Below are 21,576 nucleotides of genomic sequence, written 5' to 3'. Positions count from 1 at the left end.
TATTAAAGGCAGCTATTCTTAAAGTCCTTTTGTAACATTTTGGCACAAAACTTGTCTATAGAGTATATAACCAATCAAATTTAAAGATGATGAATACTTTTTCTAAACAATACGAAATTGCAAAAAATAACTCAATTGAGTTTATGAAAAACGGACAAATAAGTGCGTATTTTAATGCCTTATTAGAAATGAATAAATATAAAAGATTAATGGTAGCTGTCGTTTCAAACTAGTCTACAGTTTTTCAGTCTTCAGTACTCAGTCAAAAACTGACAGAATACTGCTAACTAAAATTAGTTTACAATTAGTAGTTGCAGTAAACAGTACTCAATTGTATAAAAAAATAGTATACAAACAAGCTAACTGCTAACTGTATACTTAGTACTAATCTATAATATCGAACCCACAATAAGGTACCAAAGCATCTGGAATTTTAATTCCGTCTGCTGTTTGGTAGTTCTCTAAAATACCGGCTAAAACACGTGGTAAAGCCAAAGAACTTCCGTTTAAGGTATGCGCTAATTCGCTTTTTCCTTCTTTATTTTTAAAACGAAGTTTTAATCTATTTGCCTGAAAAGTTTCAAAGTTAGATGCAGAACTAATTTCTAGCCATCTATCTTGTGCTGTAGAAAACACTTCAAAATCGAACGTTAAGGCAGAGGTAAAACCAGTATCTCCACCACACAAACGTAAAATTCTGTAAGGTAATTTTAAGTCTCTTAAAATATCTTTAATATGCTCTACCATATCATTTAAAGCATTATAAGAATTATCTGGATGCTCAATTCTTACAATCTCTACTTTATCAAACTGGTGCAATCTATTTAATCCACGTACGTGTGCACCATAACTACCTGCTTCACGTCTAAAACAAGGCGTGTAACCTGTAACTGTTATCGGAAATTCTGATTCTTGCATTAAATTACCACGAAACATATTGGTAATAGGAATTTCTGCAGTAGGAATTAAATATAAATCATCTACTGTAGCATGATACATTTGTCCGTCTTTATCTGGCAATTGCCCAGTTGCAGTTGCAGATTCTGTATTTACCAAATGTGGTACTTGCACTTCTGTATAACCTGCTTTGGTGTTTTTATCTAAAAAATAATTAATTAAAGCACGTTGTAATCTTGCACCTTTTCCTTTATAAACAGGAAAACCAGCACCAGTAATTTTATTTCCTAATTCAAAATCTATAATATCGTATTTTTTAGCTAATTCCCAGTGAGGTAATGCATTTTCTCCTAAATCCGGAATCGTTCCTTCACTAAAAATTTTCTCATTATCCTCTTCAGAAGTTCCTGCTTTTACAGAAGCATGCGGTATGTTAGGTATTTGATACAAAAGTGTTTGTAATTCTTCTGCATACGTATTAAAACTCTCACCAAGTTCTTTCGATTTTTCTTTTAACTGAACTGTTTTTTCTTTTAAAAGATTTGCTTTTTGCACTTCTCCCGACTTAAAAAAACCACCAATCTCTTTGGACATTTTATTAGATTCTGCCAACGTATTGTCTAACTCAACCTGAGTAGCTCTTCTATTTTCATCTGCAGTTAAAACTTGCTCAATAATTGTTTCTGCATTGGCAAAATTACGTTTTGCTAACCCTGCTAAAACAGTTTCTTTGTTGTCTCTAATAAATTGTACTTGTAACATTTTTGTAGAATTTTGTAAATGCAAAGATATAATTTGTGCAATGGATTTACCACCAAATCATCAATAAAAAGTTTCCTTATAAATACGTACAAAAAATAGCACAAAAAGAAGAATTATAAGTGTCGCTTTTTGGGCGTTACCACAAGGGTCAGGCTTTCGCACTCGCTTTTTTTGTAGAAAAACAAAAAAGAGCTCAAACAGTTGCTCTATCCTTAACGCATAATGATACCAAATGAGTTTAATTAGTCACTTCGAAGCAATAAAAAGCACTATAACAATGAAGACGCAAAACGAAACCCCAAACTTGTCATTTCGACGTAAGGAGAAATCCCGTAGCTGTGATTCCATAAACCTAAACAATTTTATATGATTTCTCCCAAAAGGTCGAAAAGACAAAATGCATGGAAATAAAACTCGGGTAAAAACTTAAAGCTTGTTTTTAATATAATCTCTAGCAGTTTGTTCGTCTTTTTTAAGCTGAACAATTAAAGCATCTATAGAACTAAACTTTTCTTCATCACGTAAAAAATAAAGTAATTCTATGGTAAGGTATTGGTTGTATAAATCTTGGTTAAAATCAAAAAAATGTACTTCAATAGTTTGGTAACTTCCATCAACCGTTGGTCTACTACCAATATTCATCATTCCAAAAACGATTTTATTATCAAGGGTAGATTTTACAACATAAACCCCTGTTTTTGGTATTAGTTTATAGTTTTCTTTTACATCAATATTAGCTGTTGGAAAGCCAATTGTTCCGCCTAAATGTTTTCCGTTTACAACAGTACCACTTAACATAAAGTTGTAACCTAAATAATTGTTGGCGGTTTTTAAACTTCCTTCTGCTAAAGCTTGTCTAATTTTGGTAGAACTTACAGAAACATCATCAATGTCTTGTGCCGGAATTTCTTCTACAATAAAATCATATAAATGACTGTATTCAGTAAGCTGAACAATATTTCCTTCTCTATTTTTACCAAAATGATGATCGTAGCCAATAATTAATTTAGAAATATTTAGCTTATTTACCAAAACATCACGTACAAACTCTAAGGCCGTCATTCTAGAGAATTCCCTACTAAAAGGATGAATAATTAAGTAATCTAAACCTGTTTTTTTAAGCAATTCTGCACGTTCTACAATAGTGTTAATCAACTCTAAAGAATTGTCTTTTTGCAACACCATTCTTGGGTGCGGAAAAAAAGTAAGCAACACCGATTTTTTATTGGCTTTTTTAGCTTCTAAAACAAGCTTGTCAATAATTTTTTGATGCCCAAAATGTACCCCATCAAAAGTACCAATGGTTACGTATGTTTTTTCTGAAGTAGAAAAACTAGAAATATTCTGAATTGTATCCAAAAAAAGATAATTAAAGATATTACAAATGTACAATAACTAACGGTTTCTTCTAATATGTAAAAGAGTAGTTTTTAGAACTTTTTTTTTGATAAAAATATGTGGTTTTATTGTTATAATCTTAAAAAACAGCACTATTTATTAAATTATTCAAAAAAAATTGTATTTTGCATTTATCTAACAAATAATTCAAATTATGATAAAAAAAATTATACTTCTAGCGTTTATAGCTTTTAGTAGTGTTGCAATGGTTGCTCAAACCACTGTTACAGGTACTGTTAAAGACGCTAAAACAGGAGAATTAATTCCTGGAGCCAACATTAAAATTTCAAGAAAAGCGGTAGGTACTACTACAGATTTTGATGGTAATTTTGTACTACAAGTTACAGATAACCCACCTTTTACTTTAGAAATTTCTGTACTAGGTTTTCATCCAGAAAAAATAGAAATTACAAAAAACAAACAAAAAGTAACTGTTAGTTTAACAGAAAATGAAACCTCTTTAGATGAAATAGTTGTTTCTGCTTCTAGAACTCCAGAACGTATTATGGAGTCTCCTGTTACGGTAGAAAGAATGGATAGTAGAGCAATAAAAAATACCTCTGCACCTAGTTTTTATGATGGCTTAGAAAATTTAAAAGGAGTAGATATTAACACAAACAGTTTAACTTTTAAATCTGTTAATACACGTGGTTTTGCAACGTTTTCTAACACGCGTTTTATGCAGTTGGTAGACGGAATGGATAATTCTTCTCCAGCATTAAATTTTGCATTAGGTAATTTATTAGGAATGTCTGAGCTAGATGTAAAAACGGTAGAATTACTTCCAGGGGCATCTTCTGCATTATATGGTGCAAATGCTTTTAATGGTATTATGTTTATGACAAGTAAAAGCCCTTTTGATGATCAAGGAATTAGTGTTTCTATGAAAGGTGGAGTTACAAGTCAAGAAGCTGCAGGAAATAATGAATTTTATGATTTTAATGTTAGAATGGCGTATGCATTTTCTGATAAATTTGCAGCAAAAGCTACATTGTCTTATTTAGAAGGTGAAGATTGGCATGCAACAGATTATAGAAATACAGATGGAGATGAATATATTGCAGGAGATAGATCTGATCCTAATTATAATGGGGTTAATGTTTATGGTGATGTTGCATCCACAAATTTAGGAGGAGCAATAGGTAGAGTAAGTAGAACAGGTTATAATGAAAATGACTTGATGGATTATGGTGTTAAAAGTGTAAAATTTGGAAGTTCATTAAACTATCGTCCTTTTGGTGATGATCGTTTAGAAGTTATTTGGAATTCTAAGATAGGAGTAGGTACTACTCAATATTTAGGAGGACAAAAATATAGCATTAAAAACTTTTTTCTAGAACAACATAAACTAGAATTTAAAGGAAAAAACTTTTTTGTAAGAGGGTATATGACAAATGAAGATGCTGGTGATTCTTATAATACTTTATTTGCAGCTTTAAATGTTAATAGAGCTTGGAGTTCAGATCAAAACTGGTTTACAGAATATGCAGGAGCTTTTTTAACTTCTACAGGAACAACAGAAGCAGAAAAACATGCAGGCGCAAGAGCTTATGCAGATAGAAACCGTTTAATACCTGGTACTTCAGAATTTAAGGCAGCGTTAGACAAGGTTACTAGTGATCCAGATTTAATTACTGGAGCAAAATTTAGAGATCAAACAAAATTATACCATGCAGATGCTAATTACAATTTTCAAGATGTTATAGATTTTGCAGAAATTCAAGTTGGTGGTTCTTACAGAAGATATTCTTTAAATTCTTTTGGAAATATTTTTACAGATTCTGATGGTCCTATTGATTATGACGAATATGGAGTGTATACCCAAGCTCAAAAGAAGTTTTTAGAGGATGATCGTTTAAAAGTAACAGCCTCTCTTAGATATGACAAAGCACAAAACTTTGATGGTAATTTTTCTCCAAGAGTTTCATTTGCCTATGCGGGTGGAGAAAATAAAAATCAAAACTTTAGAGCTTCTTTTCAAACAGGTTTTAGAAACCCAACAACTCAAGATCAATACATTGGTTTAGATGTAGGTAATGCTATTTTAGTTGGTGGAGTAGAGGATAATATAGATAGATATACTACAACTTTTCAAGATGGTAATGGAGATACTTATACCTTAACTGGTAGAGATGCTTATGAAAACTCTTTTACGGTTGCAAGTGGTGGAACTGTAAAAGCAAATGTAGATTTTGTGAAACCAGAAAAAGTAACTGCTTTTGAAGTTGGATATAGAGGACTTATTCCTGTTTCATTGAATAACATTACTATAGATTTAAGTGTATATTATAATCAATATGAAGATTTTATAGCTAATAAAAATGTAATTGTGCCTTATAATACAGTTGGAGGTTTTAAAGTTTTTCAATTGTATACTAATTCTGCTGCAGACATTAATTCTTATGGAGCTACTATTGGTTTAAATACTAAAGTTTTAAAAGGGTTTAATCTTGGTTTAAATTATACCTATGCTAAATTTGATTTTGACCAAGCGTCTGATCCAGATTTTGAGGCCGGTTTTAATACTCCAGAACACAAAGTAAAATTACAATTTGGTAAAACAGATTTATTTAAAAACTTTGGGTTTAATGTGAATGCAAGATGGCAAGATGAATATAGATGGGAAGCTTCTTTCTTAGATGGTACAATGAAAGCTAGAACAGTTATAGATGCTCAAATTAACTATAGTGTTCCTTCAATGAAATCTGTATTTAAATTAGGAGGAGCAAATTTAACAGGACAAGAATATTTAGGTGCTACTGGTGTTGGTGCTGTAGGTTCTCAGTACTACCTTTCTTGGACAATTAATAACTAAAAAAACAAAATTTAATGAAGAATTATAAATATATAGGATTGTTTCTTTTAACTCTTGGTCTTACATCTTGTGATGTAAACAATGATTTAGATGCAATTCCAGAAGAAGTAGCAGCAAATGTTCAATTAAATGTAAATGGTTTAGATTTTTCTAAATACGTTTCTATTGGAGCCTCTTTTACTGCAGGTTTTACAGATGGAGCTTTGTTTAAAGCAGCTCAAGAAAACTCTTTTCCTAATATTCTAGCTAAAAAGTTTGGCACAGATTTTAACCAACCTTTAATGAATGATAATATTGGAGGGTTATTGTATTCTGGGAATGTAATACAAGGACCAAGATTATTTTTTAATGGATCTGGACCAGAATCTTTAACAGCAACCCCAACTACAGAAGTTACTTCTTCTGTAAGTGGAAACTTAAATAACTTTGGTATTCCGGGTGCAAAAAGCTTTCATTTATTAGCGGCAGGTTATGGTAACTCTGCGGGCGTTATCCCAGGGTTAGCAAACCCTTATTTTGCAAGAATGGCATCTTCACCTACAGCTACGGTTTTAGGGGATGCAATGGCACAGTCACCAACTTTTTTTACATTATCAGAAATTGGTGGTAATGATGTTTTAGGCTATGCACTTTCTGGAGGTGCTGGAGTAGATCAATCTCCATCTGAAGAAAACCCTACAGGAAATTTAAATCTGGCAACGTATGGATCTAATGATATTACAAACCCTTTAGTTTTTGCAAATGTTTTTAACGGTATGGTTGCTACATTAACTTCTGGAGGAGCAAAAGGAGTAGTTGCTAATTTACCTTATATTACAACATTAGCACATTTTACAACCGTACCATATAATCCATTAGACCCTAATGATGCAGAAACTGGACCAACTTTAAAGGCTCAAATACCTTTATTAAATTCAGTTTTTGGCGCTGTTAATCAAATATATGTGGGTGCTGGAGAACCAGAGCGTTCTATTGTTTTTTCTGCTACAGAAACAAATTCTTTAGTTATATATGATGAAGATGCAACAGATTTAACTGCTGCAATTACTAATAGTTTAGGTGCGAGTCCAACTTTTGTTCCTTTTGTAGAATCGATAGGGTTACCTGCTGCAGCTGCACCTTTGGTGGCTAATTTGTTAGGGCAACAATATGGAAAAGCAAGATCTGCAACTTCTAATGATTTATTTGTTTTACCAAGTAGTAGAGTAATCGGTACGGTAAATATGACTGCAGCTGGTACTTTAATCGCTCAAAGTGGTGGACTTTTACCAGCAACTTTAGCGGGGCAGTTTTCTGCAGAAGGAATTACGCTTCCTTTAGAAGATAAATGGGTACTTACACCACAAGAACAATTAGCAATAAAAACCGCTACAGATGCTTATAATACAGTAATTGAAGATGCTGTTGCTTCTAATGATAACATTGCAATGGTAGATTTTAAAGGTATTTTACAAGAAGCTTCTACAGGAATTACTTTTGATAATTATATTTTGACTACAGGTTTAGTTACTGGTGGTTTAATTAGTTTAGATGGAGTTCATTTAACAGGTAGAGGATATGCCTTAATGGCTAATAAAATTTTAGTAGCTATGGATGCTAAATTTGGATCTAACTTTACAACAGCTACAAATGGTTTAGCGAAAGCAGTAGATTTTCCAACAAATTATTCACCGCTTTTACAATAAGAGGTAGATAGAATTAAGTACAAAAAAAGGTTGAGAATTTTAATTCTCAACCTTTTTTATTTTATAGAACGTAATACATGAAAATTTGTAGCTTACAATAAGCAGATTGCTTCGTTCCTGGCAATGACAATTAAGACAACATCATTACAGCTCTTTTTAGTCCAGTAACTAAAATATCTATTTCTTCTTTTGTGTTGTAGAAAGAGAAAGAAGCTCTTACAGTCCCGGGTATTTTATAAAAATCCATAATTGGTTGTGCACAATGATGGCCTGTTCTAACTGCAATTCCTAATTTATCTAATATTGAGCCAATATCATACGGATGAATATCATTTACATTAAAAGAAATCACCGCTGTTTTATCTTTAGTGGTTCCGTAAATTTTTAAGCCTTCAATCTTTAAAAGTTCTTGCGTACCGTAAGCTAAAAGTTCATTTTCATACGCTGCGATTTCATTAAAACCAATAGAATTTAGATAATCTATGGCAGCTCCAAAAGCAATCCCTCCACAAATATTTGGTGTTCCGGCTTCAAATTTATGAGGCAAACCAGCATAGGTTGTTTTTTCGAAAGTTACGTTAGCTATCATTTCTCCACCACCTTGGTAAGGAGGTAGTTTTTCTAACCATTCTTGTTTACCGTATAACATTCCAACACCTGTTGGGCCACATAATTTATGAGCGGAAGCTACATAAAAATCAACGTTTAAAGCTTGTACATCTGGTTTTATATGAGGTGTAGCCTGAGCTCCATCAATTAAAATAGCTGCGTTTACTTTGTGTGCAGCATTAATAATTTCTTCAATTGGGTTAATGGTTCCTAATGCGTTAGAAACATGGTTACAAAAAACCAATTTTGTTTTCTCATTTAATAAATTATGATAAGCTTCCATATTTAAAGAACCATCTTCTAACATCGGAATGACCTTTAAAACAGCACCTGTTTTTTCACATAACATTTGCCAAGGCACAATATTAGAATGGTGTTCTAATGCAGAAACAATGATTTCATCACCTGCATTTAAAAGGGATGCAAAACCAGCGGCAACTCTATTAATACTATCCGTAGTACCAGAAGTTAAAATAATCTCATAAGCTTCTTTTGCATTAAAATGTTTCTGAATTTTAATACGTGCTTGCTCATATTTATCTGTCGCTTCCTGACTTAAAGTATGCACACCTCTGTGAATATTAGCATTGTAATTGCTATAATAATCTACAATGGCATCAATAACAACTTGCGGTGTTTGAGAAGTAGCAGCATTATCAAAATAGACTAAAGGTTTTCCGTGAACCGTTCTTTTTAGAATTGGAAAATCTTCACGAATTTTATCAACATTTATCATACAAAATCAATTTAAAAGACAAAGATAAAGGTTGATTTTTTAAACTTGTGATAAAGACAATATGATTTTCTTATTTTTACATAATTAAACTCTTTTCTCATGAAAATTTTTAAACGTATTCTACTTTTAGTATTGATTTTTGTTTTGGTTACAGTAATTTATAATTATCCAAAATTGAATATGTTATCTGGCTATTCTGCTAAAAATATTGCTTCTTCTGTTTTTGTTGCCAATAGAACTTTAGCCTTTACAGACAAAACAGATAATAATTTTGCGCCTGTTAATTTAGCTTCTGATGCTATTGATTTAGAAAGTAAAATAGCAACTTCTTCTGCGTTTGGCTTATTAACTAGAAAAGCTGTTTATAGAAAAGGGTTAGGAGCTGTTTTATCCTTAGAAAAAAGCGATGAAACAGCAAATTATTTAGTTCCTAGAAGATTGGAAGCAGATAATAATACACCTTATCCTTACGGAAATGCACCACAAAAAGATACTATTTTTGCAAATTTAGATTATGCTAAAATAGATAGCTCTTTAGATTTTTTGTTTGATTCAATAAACCAAACAAGAGCAGTTTTAGTTATCTATAAAGATCAAATTGTTTCAGAAAAATATGCAGACGGATTTGATCAAGACTCAAAATTATTAGGTTGGTCTATGACTAAGAGTTTGTTAAGTACTGTATTTGGTATTATGCAAACTCAAGGTGGAATTAATGTGTTTAACAAAGCTCCAATTGCTTCTTGGCAAAATGATAAGCGTAAAAATATTACCATCAGTAATTTATTGCAAATGAATTCTGGTTTGGAATGGGATGAAAATTATGAAGAAATTTCTGATGCCACTAAAATGTTGTTTCTAGAAAGAGATATGACCAAAATGCAAGAAAACAAACCTTTGGTTGGCAAGCCAAACGAAACTTGGAATTACTCTTCTGGAACCACTAATTTATTATCCGGAATTTTAAGAAGCTATTTTAAAACACATCAAGAATATTTAGATTTTTGGTACACCAATTTTATTGATAAGATAGGAATGAATTCTATGCTCTTAGAAGCCGATTTAAGCGGAAATTACGTAGGTTCTTCTTATTCTTGGGCAACGACAAGAGATTGGGGTAAATTCGGTCTTTTGTATCTTAAAAATGGAAATTGGAACGGAGAACAATTGTTTACAAAAAAATGGGTAGATTATATGACCACACCAACGCCAACTTCTGATGGAACTTATGGTGCTCAGTTTTGGTTAAATGCAGAAAACCACTTTAAAGATGTGCCTAGTAATATGTATTATGCAGATGGTTTTCAAGGACAAAGGGTGTATGTTTTACCAGATCAAGAAATGGTTATTGTCCGTTTTGGGTTGAAAAACTTTGATGAAAATGAGTTTTTAAAAGGTATTATTTCTTCTATTGAAGAATAATACCATTTGTAAAAAAATATGTTGAATTATTTAGTCCTTTCCTTTTATTAAACTAAGTGCTACAGCTACAATTCCTAATGCTATTGTAATATAAGAGTTTGTATTGTCTTGTGCTTTTACTAAATCTAAATCGCCAATAGAAATTTCGGTTTCTGGCTGTACCATTGTGTAAATTCCATAAACAAGTAGTACTACTCCTGCAGATAATAATATTGTTTTAATTGTTTTGTTCATAATTTTGTTTTTTTAAAGTTACAAAAAAAAACCACGCAATTTGCGTGGTTATATTTTATGTAAAAATGATTTTTTTCTTAAAGATCGAAACCAATATTAACACCTAATTTTTTAGCTATTAATTTTGTTATACGTTGTTTTACTTCTGGTATTTTAACGCTTTCTAAAACAGTATTTGCAAAAGCAAACATTAATAAAGCTTTCCCCTCTTTTTTAGGAATACCACGTTGTTGCATGTAAAATAAAGCTTCATCATCTAGTTGACCAATAGTACAACCATGAGAACATTTTACATCATCAGCAAAAATTTCTAGTTGAGGTTTTGCGTTAACCGTTGCTTTATCACTTAATAAAACATTGTTGTTTTTTTGATATGCATTTGTTTTCTGCGCTTCTTTATTAACAACTACTTTACCGTTAAAAACACCTGTAGAACGTGCATCATAAATTCCTTTATAATCTTGATGACTTTCACAATTTGGTTCTATATGATGTACCAAAGTGTTATGATCTACATGTTGTTTTCCGTCTAAAATAGTAATTCCTTTTAAGATAGAATCGATGTGTTCTCCTCTTTGATAAAAGTTTAAATTGTTTCTGGTAATATTTCCACCAAAAGAAAAAGTATGTACAGATACTACACTATTCGATTTTTGTTCTACGTAAGAGTTATCTATTAAAGAAGCATTATTGTCATCATTCTGAATCTTATAAATATCTACAGTAGCATCTTTTGCAGCATAAACTTCTGTTACCGAATTTGTTAAAACTGGGTTAGAAGTTAAACTTTGATGACGTTCTATAATTTGAACATGTGCATTTTGCTCAACTACAATTAAGTTTCTTGGTTGCAACATTGTTGCAGCTTCGTTACCTGTTGTAAAGTTGATAATCTGAATTGGTTTTTCTACTTCAACATTTTTAGGAATGTAGATGTAGGCACCTTCGTTTGCAAAAGCGGTATTTAAAGAAGTTAAATTGTCTTCTTTAGCTATTTTATTAAAGTAATTTTCAATTACAGCTTTGTATTTTGGTTTTGTTAATGCCGCAGACATTAAACAAACATCAAAAGTATCGTGTGTAGTTTCAGATAAGAAAGAACTGTATTTTCCGTCTATAAAAACAAGTTTATAAGCATCTATATCATGTATAAAATACTTTCTTACATCTGCTAATTCAATAGCGTTTTCTTTGTTTGGAAACAAGCTGTAGTCTTGCTTTAAAACTGAGTTTAAAGAGGTGTATTTCCAAGCTTCTAATTTCTTAGTAGGAAAGCCTAGTTCTTCAAAATTTTGAAACGCTTTTGAACGGATTTCATGCACATCAGAATTGGTGTCTACATCATTTTCAAATGCAACGTATGATGATAATAGTTTGTTTTTTAATTCCATTGTTTCAGTCTTCAGTTGTCAGTCTTCAGTTGGCAGTTTACCAATTACATGTATAAATTGCTTTAATGACTAACTATTTTAATTTTATTTCTGTTTTAGCATGCAGTTTTTTGACTGCAAACTGCTACTGATTTACTGTGAACTATACCAGTTCTTGTTTAATCCAATCGTATCCCTTTGCTTCTAATTCTAAAGCTAAAGAAGCGTCTCCACTTTTTACGATTTTTCCATCGTGTAAAACGTGTACAAAATCTGGTACGATATAATCTAATAAACGTTGGTAGTGTGTAATTACAATTACTGCATTGTCTTTAGATTTTAATTTATTAACACCATTTGCAACAATACGCAAAGCATCAATATCTAAACCAGAATCAGTTTCATCAAGAATTGCTAATTTTGGTTCTAGCATTGCCATTTGAAAGATTTCGTTACGTTTCTTTTCTCCTCCAGAAAAACCTTCGTTTAAAGAACGAGATAAGAATTTACGGTCTATTTCTAATAATTCAGATTTCTCACGAATCATTTTTAACATGTCTTTTGCAGGCATGTCTTCTAAACCTTTTGCTTTACGAGTTTCGTTAATAGCCGTTTTGATAAAGTTTGTAACAGAAACTCCAGGAATTTCTACAGGGTATTGAAAAGATAAAAACACACCATTATGTGCTCTTTCTTCTGGTGCTAATTCGCTAATATCTTCACCATTTAATTCAATAGTTCCAGCAGTAACTTCATAATCGTCTTTCCCTGCAATAATATTTGCCAAGGTACTTTTTCCAGCACCATTAGGCCCCATAATTGCATGTACTTCACCTGCTTTTACTTCTAAATTCAATCCTTTTAAAATTGATTTATCGTCTATACTTGCTTGTAAATTTTCTATTTTTAACATTGTAATTTTAGTTTAAAGTCTTAAAGTCAAAAGACAAAAGTCTGATGCTTTATGAATTTATTTCTTTAAATATTTTATTAACCCTCCTATTAACTTTGATATTTCAATAACTTTACTTTTAAGTTGATGAAAATCTTCATTATTTATATATTGTAAATCATTTGCTAAATATAATTGCGACCTTACTTCTCCTGCTGAAGCTTTAGCTACAAATAAAAAATAAACAAACTCTTTGTCTGTACTTCTTTCAAAACCTTCTGCAATATTTGATGTTATAGATACAGAAGCTCTTCTTATTTGTCTAATTAAATCAAAATCTTTAGAGAAATTTTCTTGTGAAGTAATGCTATAAATAAGTTTATTAAAAACTCTAGCTTTTTTCCAACTTTCTATTTCTTCAAAAGATTTAAAACTCATATTTTTAATTATTGTGTTCAATATCCAGTCTTTAGACTTTAAGACATTGTACTTTAGTCTATTTTTTTATCCAACACTTCCTTCTAAACTAATTTCTAATAATTTCTGCGCTTCTACAGCAAATTCCATTGGAAGTTTGTTTAAAACCTCTTTACTAAATCCGTTTACAATTAATGCAATTGCTTTTTCTGTATCGATACCACGTTGGTTACAGTAAAATAATTGTTCTTCACCAATTTTACTTGTAGTTGCTTCGTGTTCTATTTGTGCCGATTTATTTTTTACTTCTATATAAGGGAAAGTGTGTGCACCACAAGCGTTACCCATTAATAAAGAATCACACTGAGAAAAATTACGTGCATTTTCTGCTCGTGCATTTATCTGTACCAATCCTCTATATGAGTTTTGTGAGTGTCCTGCAGAAATACCTTTAGAAATAATGGTAGACTTGGTATTTTTACCTAAGTGAATCATTTTTGTACCAGTATCTGCTTGCTGATGATTGTTTGTTACTGCAATTGAGTAAAATTCACCAACAGAATTGTTTCCTTTTAAAATACAAGAAGGATATTTCCAAGTTACCGCAGAACCAGTTTCTACTTGTGTCCAAGAAATTTTAGCATTGGTTTCACACAAGCCTCTTTTTGTTACAAAATTGTAAACGCCACCTTTTCCTTCTTTATTACCAGGATACCAGTTTTGTACGGTAGAATATTTAATCTCAGAATCGTCCATTGCAATTAATTCTACAACAGCTGCGTGTAATTGATTTTCATCTCTACTTGGTGCCGTACAACCTTCTAAATAAGAAACATAACTTCCTGCATCTGCAACAACTAAGGTTCTTTCAAATTGTCCTGTTCCACCTTCATTAATTCTAAAATAGGTAGATAATTCCATTGGGCATTTAACACCTTTAGGAATGTAACAGAAAGACCCGTCAGAAAAAACTGCCGAATTTAATGCTGCATAAAAGTTGTCTGTTGTTGGTACAACGGTTCCTAAATATTTTCTAACCAATTCTGGATGTTCTTGAATTGCTTCTGAAATTGGCATAAAAATAATACCTTTTTCACCTAATGTCTTTTTAAAAGTAGTAGCTACAGAAACAGAATCCATAACAATATCTACAGCAACATTAGCTAATTTTTTTTGTTCGTCTAAAGAAATCCCTAAACGCTTAAAAGTGTCTAATAATTCTGGATCAACTTCGTCTAAAGAATTTAATTTAGGTTTCTTTTTTGGAGCAGAATAATACGCAATGTCTTGAAACTTTGGTTTCTCATAATGCACATTTGCCCATTCTGGTTCTTCCATTTTTTCCCAAACTCTATAAGCTTCCAAACGCCATTCAGTCATCCATTCTGGCTCGTTTTTCTTCTTAGAAATTGCGCGAACAACATCTTCACTTAATCCTACAGGAAATGTATCACTTTCTATATCTGTATAAAAACCGTACTTATACTCCTGGGTTTCTAATTCTTTTTCTAAATCTTCTTCTGTGTACTTGCTCATAAATTAGTTTATAATGTTAAAAAGTTAAAAGTTTATAAAGTTGAATGCAGATATTTTAATAGTCCACTTATCAATTTTGAAACTTCATTTGTTTTTAACTTTAATTCTTCAAACTCATTTTTATCAATATATTTTATGTCAAAAGCTAAATACAATTGAGAACGAACTTCGCCCGCAGATGCTTTAGCTATATATAAGAATCTTATAAATTCTTTAGTTGTTTGTCTTTCAAAACCTTCTGCAATGTTAGAAGAAATTGAAACTGACGCCCTTCTTATTTGATCCCTTAATCCAAAATCTTTAGAAAATAAATCATTTGAATTTGTAATTTTATATATGACAACATTTAGTTCTCTTGCTTTTTGCCAAGAAATAATTTCTTCAAAAGAACTAAATTTTGCCATAACATTACGCTACTTTAAAAACTTTTTTACTGTGAACTTTATAAACTAAAGCTTTCCCCACAACCGCAAGTTCTGTTTGCGTTTGGATTGTTAAAAACAAATCCTTTTCCGTTTAAACCTCCAGAATACTCTAAAGTTGTTCCTACTAGATATAAAAAACTCTTCTTATCAACAATGATTTTTACATCATTCTCTTCAAAGACTTTATCGTTTTCATCTTTTTTATTGTCAAAAGTTAAATCGTAAGATAAACCTGAACAACCACCACTTTTTACGCCAACACGAACATAGTCGGTTGCCGCATTAAAGCCATCGTCAGTCATTAGTTCTACGACTTTCTTTTTTGCTGTGTCTGAAACTTTTATCATAATTTTAAATAGATTAAATCTAAATTGTCTGCAAATATACAATATAAGTCGAAGAAAAACACAGAACTTTCATTACGAAAGAAGATGTTACAATTGGTTTTATTGATTGTTGATTTAAGGCTCTTGTTATTGTTGAAATAATAATAAGAAATAGCTTTTGAAGTTTTATTAACACCAGATCATTAGTATTGTTTACAAAGAGTATAAAAAAATGTTTTTTTTTGATAAAATTTGTACATTACATAGTAATAACGAGTGCACTTAAAAAGTCATACTGATTTGGAACTCGCTAAAAATAATAACAATTATCATTTCGAAGTAGGTAGAGGTTACATAACAGAGGGCTAAATTTGTCATTTCGACGAAAGGAGAAATCTCATAACAGTGATCACACAAAATAGAGCTACTTTATGTGATTTCTCCAAAAAGGTAGAAATGATAAAGCAGTGTAAAAAAAACAGAATACTGTTACTGTAAACAGATAACTACTCCATGCTTTCTAGCTCTAATACTTTCTGAATCATGTTATCATCTTTGTGCATAATTCTATAAAAACCAACATCGCCAAAAAGGGTATTTGCAATAGAGGCTTTTAAATATTTTTTTAAACTCTCTTTGGTTTTAACATTGGGTTTAACCCTGTCTTTAACCTCAGATAAATAAGAATTTAATACTTTCTCGTCTGTATCAAAATCAGTAACAAAGCTATTTACATTCCATTTTTCTAAAGACTTTCTATTGTTATCTACATAATCAAAAGCAAAATCATTTATGGTATTAAAATAGAAATTAGTCATGTAAGATGTGGTGTCTATGGGTACAAAAACATCAGGAATAATACCACCACCACCATAAACTATTTTTCCTTTTGGTGTTGTAAACTTTAAAGAATCTACCACTTTTATACTGTCTCTACTTAGTAATTCTCCACTTGTAATTCTGTTCTGAAAATCGTTATAATAATTTTTATTTCCTTTATGATTATAGGGTTTCTGAATAGAACGACCTGTTGGTGTGTAGTAACGAGCCGTTGTTAAACGCACTGCAGAACCATCACCTAAATCCATTTCTATTTGTACCAAACCTTTTCCAAAAGACCTACGGCCTATAATAGTTCCTTTGTCATTGTCTTGTAAAGCGCCTGCAACTATTTCTGATGCAGAGGCAGAGTTTTCATCAATTAAAACATACAAACCACCTTTTTCAAAATCCCCTTTAGAAGTTGCAAAAGACTCTTCTATTTTATTCTTATTGTTTTTAGTAAAAACAATTAATTTATCATCCTCTAAAAATTCATCAACAATACTATTTGCAATGTCTATAAAACCACCGCCATTGCCTCTTAAATCTAAGACCAAATCGGTCATTCCATCATCTATTAAAGTATGTAATGAAGATTCAAATTCTGTATACGTGTTTCTTGCAAAACGATCTAGTTTAATATAACCAACAGAATCGTTAATCATATATGCCAAATCAACACTTTTAATATTTACTTTACCACGAGTAACATTAATTGTAAAAAGCGAGTCTGTACTTTTTCTATAAATTTGAAGCGCAACTTTAGTATTTGGTTTCCCTTTTAAATAACCAGGAACCTTATCTGTAAACATATCTTTACCATACAAAGTATCTTTATCTGCCATTAAAATACGATCGCCAGCTTTAATACCTGCTTTTATACTTGGTCCACCTTTAATGGGTTGTATAACAGTAATAGAATCGTTTATAACTCTAAATTGAACACCAATACCTACAAAATTACCTTGCATGTTTTCCTTAACAGCTTGCAAGTTTTCTTTAGGTATATAAACTGAATGAGGGTCTAATTTACCCAACATTTGCGTAATTGCACCATCTAATAAACTCTCAGTATTTACGGTATCTACGTAATCTTTTTCAATAAAATTAATCAGTTTTTTTATCTTCATCTCTTGCGAAGAATTTTTAGAAAGAGATATCATATCCATTGGACTTCCATTTAAAGAAACGCCAATTAGTAAACCAAAAATAACTGCTAAAGCAAAATATATAGGTAGGTTGTTACTATTTTTCATAAGGTAAATGCATAATTTCTACGCCTGCTTTTTGTAAAAAATCGATTCCAGAAGTATCTCTGTAAGAATTTGCAAAAACCACACGTTTTATTCCTGCTTGATGAATTAATTTACTGCATTGAGTACAGGGAGATAAGGTAATATATAAGGTGGCACCGTTTGCCGATTGTGTAGAAGAAGCAACTTTTAAAATGGCATTTGCCTCTGCGTGTAAAACTTCCCATTTTGTAATTCCTTCATCATCTTCACAACAATTATCAAAACCAGTGGGTGTTCCGTTAAAACCATCAGAAATAATCATTCTGCCTTTTACAATGAGTGCACCTACTTGTTTACGTTTACAATGTGAGAGTTTTCCCCACTCAAAAGCCATTTTTAAATAAGCCCTATCGTACTTTAATTGTTTCTTATCCGTCATACTAGAACGAAAGTAAAAATATTTACAGAAATAAGACGTTAATAATTAGACAAAATTTATTTTGATTCTGCTTAAATACTATTTTTTGGGCGTTCCCTAAAGGTCGGGCTTTACGTTACAATCTTTTTATTCATACTTCATAAAAAGGATTTTCACTGCAATCCCTAACGCAGCTTAGTTGTTATCAACAGTAAAAAATCGAAAATTTTGTTGTTTACCAAAAAACTCTATCTAACATCATTTGTATCGCAAAACCAATTACAATAGAAGAGCAAACTAAAATCCAATCTCTTCTGCTAACTCTAAAAAAGTTTTGTAAAAGTGTACCAATAATTAAGATTCCTAATACAATAATAATCTGAGCAGCTTCTATACCTAATGCAAATTCTAATAACGGAAACAATTTGTTTTCTTCTTTACCAACCATCATTTTAAAATAGTTAGAAAAACCCAATCCGTGAATTAACCCAAATAATACAGCAAAAAGTAAGTTGATATTTTGTTTCCCCGAAGACGCATTTTTAGCCGTAAGCACATTTACAAGTCCGGTTATAAAGATGGTTACCGGAATCGCAAACTCAATCATATCCATTTTAATTTTTAAAATACCATACGCAGATAAAGCCAAGGTAACAGAATGACCGATTGTAAATAAAGTAACCAACCATAAAACTTTTTTCCATTGTTTAAAGCTAAAAACAACGGCCAAAACAATTAAAAATAAGATGTGGTCATAAGCAGATAAATCTAATACATGGTTTAAACCCATTTTAAAATACAGTAAAAAATCGTCCATTTCAAAAAAATAATTAGGTGTGATTGTCAAAGATATTAAAAACTGTAATCGAAATAAAGCGTAAATACACTATTAACAATTCTAATTGCTAAATTTTAAATAATATCAAATTTATAAGTATTCATTTCTTTAAATCAATAATAATTTAATTAATACGTAAATTTTATAAAATTAAATACGTATAAATAAGTAATAATACTTAGTTTTGTAATTCAAATACGTAATTATGAAAACAATTATAGTTGTAGGTAATGGAATGGTTGGTTATAAATTTTGTGAAAAATTTGTAGCAGCATCTGTAAATGAAGAATTTAAAGTTATTGTTTTTGGTGAAGAGCCAAGACCTGCTTACGATAGAGTCCATTTAAGTGAGTTTTTCGAGAACCAAGATGCAAAAGCTTTAGAAATGGCACCTGCAGAATGGTATAAAGAAAATAAAATCGATTTAATTGTTGATGAAAGAGTTTCTGACATTCAAAGAACTACAAAAACTATAATTACTGCCAAAAACAGAGTTTTTAATTACGATTACTTAGTTTTAGCAACAGGATCTTCTGCTTTTGTTCCGCCAATTAAAGGTGTAGAAAAAGAAGGAGTTTTTGTGTACAGAACTATAGAAGATTTAGAAGGTATGTTAGAGTATGCTGCAAATCTTAAAGAGAAAAACCCAAATGCAAGAGCTGCTGTTTTAGGTGGAGGTTTATTAGGTTTAGAAGCAGGTAAGGCTGTTATGGATATGGGTTTAGAACCTCATATTGTAGAGTTTGCGCCTAAATTAATGCCAAGACAATTAGATGCAAGAAGTAGTAAAGTATTGCAATTAAAATTAGAGTCGATAGGATTAAATATACATTTAAGTAAAGCAACCAACCAGATTTTAGGAGACGATGCTATTACGGGAATGGAGTTTGGCGAAGACGATGTTTTAGACGTAGAAATGTTAGTAGTTTCTGCAGGAATTCGTCCAAGAGACGAGCTAGGTAAAACATGTGGCTTAGAAATGGGCGTTCGTGGAGGAATTGTAGTTGACAATAAAATGAAAACTTCCGACGAAAATATCTTCGCAATTGGAGAAGTTGCTTTGTACAATCAAATGATTTATGGTTTGGTTGCTCCTGGTTATGATATGGCTGGTGTTGCAGTAAACCAAATTATTGGAAACACAGAAGAGTTAATGCCAGCTGAGATTGACATGTCTACCAAATTAAAATTAATTGGTGTAGATGTAGCAAGTTTTGGAGAGCCTTTTATGCCTGCATCTAAAGGACATTCTGTTATTTTCGAAAACAAAACACAACATTTATATAAAAGAATTAACGTTAGTTTAGATGGTAAATCTTTATTAGGAGGAATCTTAGTTGGTGATGCATCAGACTATAATATGTTGCATCAAGTATTTTTAAACGGAATGGCAATTCCAGAAGATGCTGCGCAATTAATTTTGCCAGCAACAGAAGGCGGTGCTTTTGGTAGTGCATTAGATTTACCAGACGAAGCGCAAATTTGTTCTTGTGAAAACGTAAGTAAAGGTCAAATTTGTGGAGCCATTAAAGATGGTTCTTGTGAGGATTTAGCAGGCGTTATTGCATCAACAAAAGCAAGTACAAGTTGTGGTGGTTGTAAACCAATGGTTACAGATTTGGTAAATGAAACTTTAAAATCGTTAGGTAAAACGGTTAAAAATGTAATTTGCGAACACTTTGAATATAGCAGACAAGAATTATACGGAATTATAAAAGCTAAAAAACTGACTTCTTTTAACGAGGTTTTAGATGCTACAGGAACCGGTCATGGTTGTGAAACTTGTAAACCGTTAGTTTCTTCAATTTTTGCAAGTTTATATAATGATACTCCAAATAAAGAAGACGTTACACAAGATACAAACGATAAATTTTTAGCAAACATACAACGTAACGGAACGTATTCTGTAGTGCCAAGAATTGCGGGTGGAGAAGTAACGCCACAAGACTTAATTGTTTTAGGGCAAATAGGATCGAAATATAATTTATATACAAAAATTACCGGTGGAGCGCGTATCGATTTCTTTGGTGCAGAATTAAATGATTTACCAGCAATTTGGAAAGAGTTAATTGATGCAGGTTTTGAAAGTGGTCATGCGTACGGAAAATCATTAAGAACTGTAAAAAGTTGTGTAGGTTCTACCTGGTGTCGTTATGGTTTAGCAGAAAGTATTTCTTTTGCCATAGAATTAGAAAACAGGTATAAAGGGTTGCGTTCTCCTCATAAAATTAAAGGTGGTGTTTCTGGTTGTATTCGTGAATGTGCAGAAGCAAGAGGTAAAGATTTTGGAATTATTGCTGTAGAAGGTGGTTGGAATCTTTATGTTGGTGGAAACGGTGGTGCAACACCAAGACACGCACAGTTATTAGCGGAAAAAATAGACAATGAAACGGTTATAAAATATTTAGATCGTTACTTAATTTATTACATACAAACTGCTGCTCCGTTAATGAGAACTGCTGCTTGGTTAGATAAATTAGAAGGCGGAATAGAGCAATTGAAAAAAGTGGTTATTGACGATAGTTTACATATTGTTGATGACTTAGAAAAAGAAATGCAATTCTTAGTAGATGCTTACGAGTGTGAGTGGAAACAAGCGATAGCAAACGAAGAAACAAAGAAACGTTTTAATCATTTTGTAAATTCAGATGATAGAGATGATAATTTAGTATTTGTGCCTTTACGTGATCAAAAAATGCCAGAACTCTGGAAAAATTAATTTTTTCAGGTACAAATAAA

Annotated in this window: 18 protein-coding genes; 5 read left to right on the top strand and 13 right to left on the bottom strand. The window is 31.5% G+C overall.

The window, feature by feature from the left end; translation table 11 throughout:
- Positions 1–86: 86 nt before the first annotated feature.
- Positions 87–233 (top strand): hypothetical protein, encoded by a 147-nt coding sequence (locus GQR92_RS11535; RefSeq protein WP_158839680.1) that lies wholly within the window; start codon positions 87–89, stop codon positions 231–233.
- Between the two features lie 151 nt (positions 234–384).
- Here the strand turns inward: GQR92_RS11535 and serS are convergent, their stop codons facing one another.
- Entirely contained in the window at positions 385–1,659 is a 1,275-nt protein-coding gene (gene serS / locus GQR92_RS11530) for a serine--tRNA ligase (RefSeq protein ID WP_158839678.1), read from the bottom strand.
- Between the two features lie 426 nt (positions 1,660–2,085).
- On the bottom strand, positions 2,086–3,018 hold the full coding sequence (locus tag GQR92_RS11525) for a bifunctional riboflavin kinase/FAD synthetase (RefSeq protein ID WP_158839676.1): 933 nt from the start codon (positions 3,016–3,018) through the stop codon (positions 2,086–2,088).
- Between the two features lie 193 nt (positions 3,019–3,211).
- Between GQR92_RS11525 and GQR92_RS11520 the strand changes: the two genes are divergently transcribed.
- Both GQR92_RS11520 and GQR92_RS11515 read left to right on the top strand, forming a co-directional pair.
- Complete coding sequence (locus tag GQR92_RS11520) at positions 3,212–5,872, top strand: TonB-dependent receptor (protein WP_158839674.1); 2,661 nt, start codon at positions 3,212–3,214, stop codon at positions 5,870–5,872.
- A gap of 14 nt (positions 5,873–5,886) precedes the next feature.
- Positions 5,887–7,557 (top strand): G-D-S-L family lipolytic protein, encoded by a 1,671-nt coding sequence (locus GQR92_RS11515; RefSeq protein ID WP_158839672.1) that lies wholly within the window; start codon positions 5,887–5,889, stop codon positions 7,555–7,557.
- A gap of 130 nt (positions 7,558–7,687) precedes the next feature.
- On the opposite strand, the gene GQR92_RS11510 is transcribed toward GQR92_RS11515, so the two are convergent.
- The gene (locus GQR92_RS11510; protein ID WP_158839670.1) at positions 7,688–8,902 is read right to left on the bottom strand and encodes an aminotransferase class V-fold PLP-dependent enzyme; all 1,215 of its coding nucleotides are present in this window, start codon (positions 8,900–8,902) and stop codon (positions 7,688–7,690) included.
- 99 nt (positions 8,903–9,001) lie between these two features.
- Here GQR92_RS11510 and GQR92_RS11505 point away from each other — a divergent pair, with 99 nt between their 5' ends.
- Positions 9,002–10,324 carry a serine hydrolase domain-containing protein gene (locus GQR92_RS11505; protein ID WP_158839668.1) on the top strand — a complete coding sequence of 441 codons (1,323 nt, stop codon included), beginning with the start codon at positions 9,002–9,004 and terminating at the stop codon, positions 10,322–10,324.
- Positions 10,325–10,354: 30 nt separating this feature from the next.
- On the opposite strand, the gene GQR92_RS11500 is transcribed toward GQR92_RS11505, so the two are convergent.
- The 10 genes from GQR92_RS11500 to GQR92_RS11455 form a co-directional block, all read right to left on the bottom strand.
- Positions 10,355–10,558 carry a hypothetical protein gene (locus tag GQR92_RS11500; protein ID WP_105049641.1) on the bottom strand — a complete coding sequence of 68 codons (204 nt, stop codon included), beginning with the start codon at positions 10,556–10,558 and terminating at the stop codon, positions 10,355–10,357.
- A 77-nt stretch (positions 10,559–10,635) separates the two neighbouring features.
- Positions 10,636–11,949: a Fe-S cluster assembly protein SufD gene (gene sufD / locus GQR92_RS11495; RefSeq protein ID WP_158839666.1), complete on the bottom strand. Its 1,314-nt coding sequence runs from the start codon at positions 11,947–11,949 to the stop codon at positions 10,636–10,638.
- 142 nt (positions 11,950–12,091) lie between these two features.
- A complete protein-coding gene (gene sufC, locus GQR92_RS11490) occupies positions 12,092–12,841 on the bottom strand; it encodes a Fe-S cluster assembly ATPase SufC (RefSeq protein ID WP_158839664.1) in 750 nt (249 codons plus the stop codon).
- A 57-nt stretch (positions 12,842–12,898) separates the two neighbouring features.
- Positions 12,899–13,258 carry a four helix bundle protein gene (locus GQR92_RS11485; RefSeq protein WP_158839662.1) on the bottom strand — a complete coding sequence of 120 codons (360 nt, stop codon included), beginning with the start codon at positions 13,256–13,258 and terminating at the stop codon, positions 12,899–12,901.
- Positions 13,259–13,324: 66 nt separating this feature from the next.
- Complete coding sequence (gene sufB, locus GQR92_RS11480) at positions 13,325–14,773, bottom strand: Fe-S cluster assembly protein SufB (protein ID WP_158839660.1); 1,449 nt, start codon at positions 14,771–14,773, stop codon at positions 13,325–13,327.
- 32 nt (positions 14,774–14,805) lie between these two features.
- The gene (locus tag GQR92_RS11475; protein ID WP_158839658.1) at positions 14,806–15,177 is read right to left on the bottom strand and encodes a four helix bundle protein; all 372 of its coding nucleotides are present in this window, start codon (positions 15,175–15,177) and stop codon (positions 14,806–14,808) included.
- 38 nt (positions 15,178–15,215) lie between these two features.
- Positions 15,216–15,545, bottom strand: a complete 330-nt coding sequence (locus tag GQR92_RS11470; protein WP_158839656.1) for a HesB/IscA family protein — start codon at positions 15,543–15,545, stop codon at positions 15,216–15,218.
- A 485-nt stretch (positions 15,546–16,030) separates the two neighbouring features.
- Positions 16,031–17,602 carry a S41 family peptidase gene (locus tag GQR92_RS11465; protein ID WP_158839654.1) on the bottom strand — a complete coding sequence of 524 codons (1,572 nt, stop codon included), beginning with the start codon at positions 17,600–17,602 and terminating at the stop codon, positions 16,031–16,033.
- On the bottom strand, positions 17,592–18,020 hold the full coding sequence (locus tag GQR92_RS11460; RefSeq protein WP_158839652.1) for a deoxycytidylate deaminase: 429 nt from the start codon (positions 18,018–18,020) through the stop codon (positions 17,592–17,594). Before GQR92_RS11460 ends, GQR92_RS11465 begins: the two co-directional genes overlap by 11 nt.
- Before the next feature lie 214 nt (positions 18,021–18,234).
- On the bottom strand, positions 18,235–18,816 hold the full coding sequence (locus tag GQR92_RS11455) for a HupE/UreJ family protein (RefSeq protein ID WP_158839650.1): 582 nt from the start codon (positions 18,814–18,816) through the stop codon (positions 18,235–18,237).
- A 226-nt stretch (positions 18,817–19,042) separates the two neighbouring features.
- On the opposite strand from GQR92_RS11455, the gene nirB reads away from it, so the two are divergent.
- Positions 19,043–21,556, top strand: coding sequence for a nitrite reductase large subunit NirB (gene nirB / locus GQR92_RS11450; protein ID WP_158839648.1), 2,514 nt, complete (start codon positions 19,043–19,045; stop codon positions 21,554–21,556).
- The last annotated feature ends 20 nt before the right edge of the window (positions 21,557–21,576 follow it).

Origin of the sequence: Polaribacter sp. L3A8, from assembly GCF_009796785.1 — a bacterium.
Classification (GTDB): domain Bacteria; phylum Bacteroidota; class Bacteroidia; order Flavobacteriales; family Flavobacteriaceae; genus Polaribacter.
Note: the sequence above shows the minus strand (reverse complement) of the source record. Positions and strands in the feature narration are given on the sequence as shown.

Excerpts from the sequence above, each read along its gene's own strand:
- GQR92_RS11485 (WP_158839662.1), bottom strand. The coding sequence starts at position 13,258 with ATGAGTTTTAAATCTTTTGAAGAAATAGAAAGTTGGAAAAAAGCTAGA.
- GQR92_RS11515 (WP_158839672.1), top strand. The coding sequence starts at position 5,887 with ATGAAGAATTATAAATATATAGGATTGTTTCTTTTAACTCTTGGTCTT.
- GQR92_RS11465 (WP_158839654.1), bottom strand. The coding sequence starts at position 17,602 with ATGAAAAATAGTAACAACCTACCTATATATTTTGCTTTAGCAGTTATT.
- GQR92_RS11500 (WP_105049641.1), bottom strand. The coding sequence starts at position 10,558 with ATGAACAAAACAATTAAAACAATATTATTATCTGCAGGAGTAGTACTA.
- GQR92_RS11470 (WP_158839656.1), bottom strand. The coding sequence starts at position 15,545 with ATGATAAAAGTTTCAGACACAGCAAAAAAGAAAGTCGTAGAACTAATG.
- serS (WP_158839678.1), bottom strand. The coding sequence starts at position 1,659 with ATGTTACAAGTACAATTTATTAGAGACAACAAAGAAACTGTTTTAGCA.
- GQR92_RS11455 (WP_158839650.1), bottom strand. The coding sequence starts at position 18,816 with ATGGACGATTTTTTACTGTATTTTAAAATGGGTTTAAACCATGTATTA.
- GQR92_RS11535 (WP_158839680.1), top strand. The coding sequence starts at position 87 with ATGATGAATACTTTTTCTAAACAATACGAAATTGCAAAAAATAACTCA.
- GQR92_RS11510 (WP_158839670.1), bottom strand. The coding sequence starts at position 8,902 with ATGATAAATGTTGATAAAATTCGTGAAGATTTTCCAATTCTAAAAAGA.
- nirB (WP_158839648.1), top strand. The coding sequence starts at position 19,043 with ATGAAAACAATTATAGTTGTAGGTAATGGAATGGTTGGTTATAAATTT.
- sufC (WP_158839664.1), bottom strand. The coding sequence starts at position 12,841 with ATGTTAAAAATAGAAAATTTACAAGCAAGTATAGACGATAAATCAATT.
- GQR92_RS11475 (WP_158839658.1), bottom strand. The coding sequence starts at position 15,177 with ATGGCAAAATTTAGTTCTTTTGAAGAAATTATTTCTTGGCAAAAAGCA.
- GQR92_RS11460 (WP_158839652.1), bottom strand. The coding sequence starts at position 18,020 with ATGACGGATAAGAAACAATTAAAGTACGATAGGGCTTATTTAAAAATG.
- sufD (WP_158839666.1), bottom strand. The coding sequence starts at position 11,949 with ATGGAATTAAAAAACAAACTATTATCATCATACGTTGCATTTGAAAAT.
- sufB (WP_158839660.1), bottom strand. The coding sequence starts at position 14,773 with ATGAGCAAGTACACAGAAGAAGATTTAGAAAAAGAATTAGAAACCCAG.
- GQR92_RS11520 (WP_158839674.1), top strand. The coding sequence starts at position 3,212 with ATGATAAAAAAAATTATACTTCTAGCGTTTATAGCTTTTAGTAGTGTT.
- GQR92_RS11505 (WP_158839668.1), top strand. The coding sequence starts at position 9,002 with ATGAAAATTTTTAAACGTATTCTACTTTTAGTATTGATTTTTGTTTTG.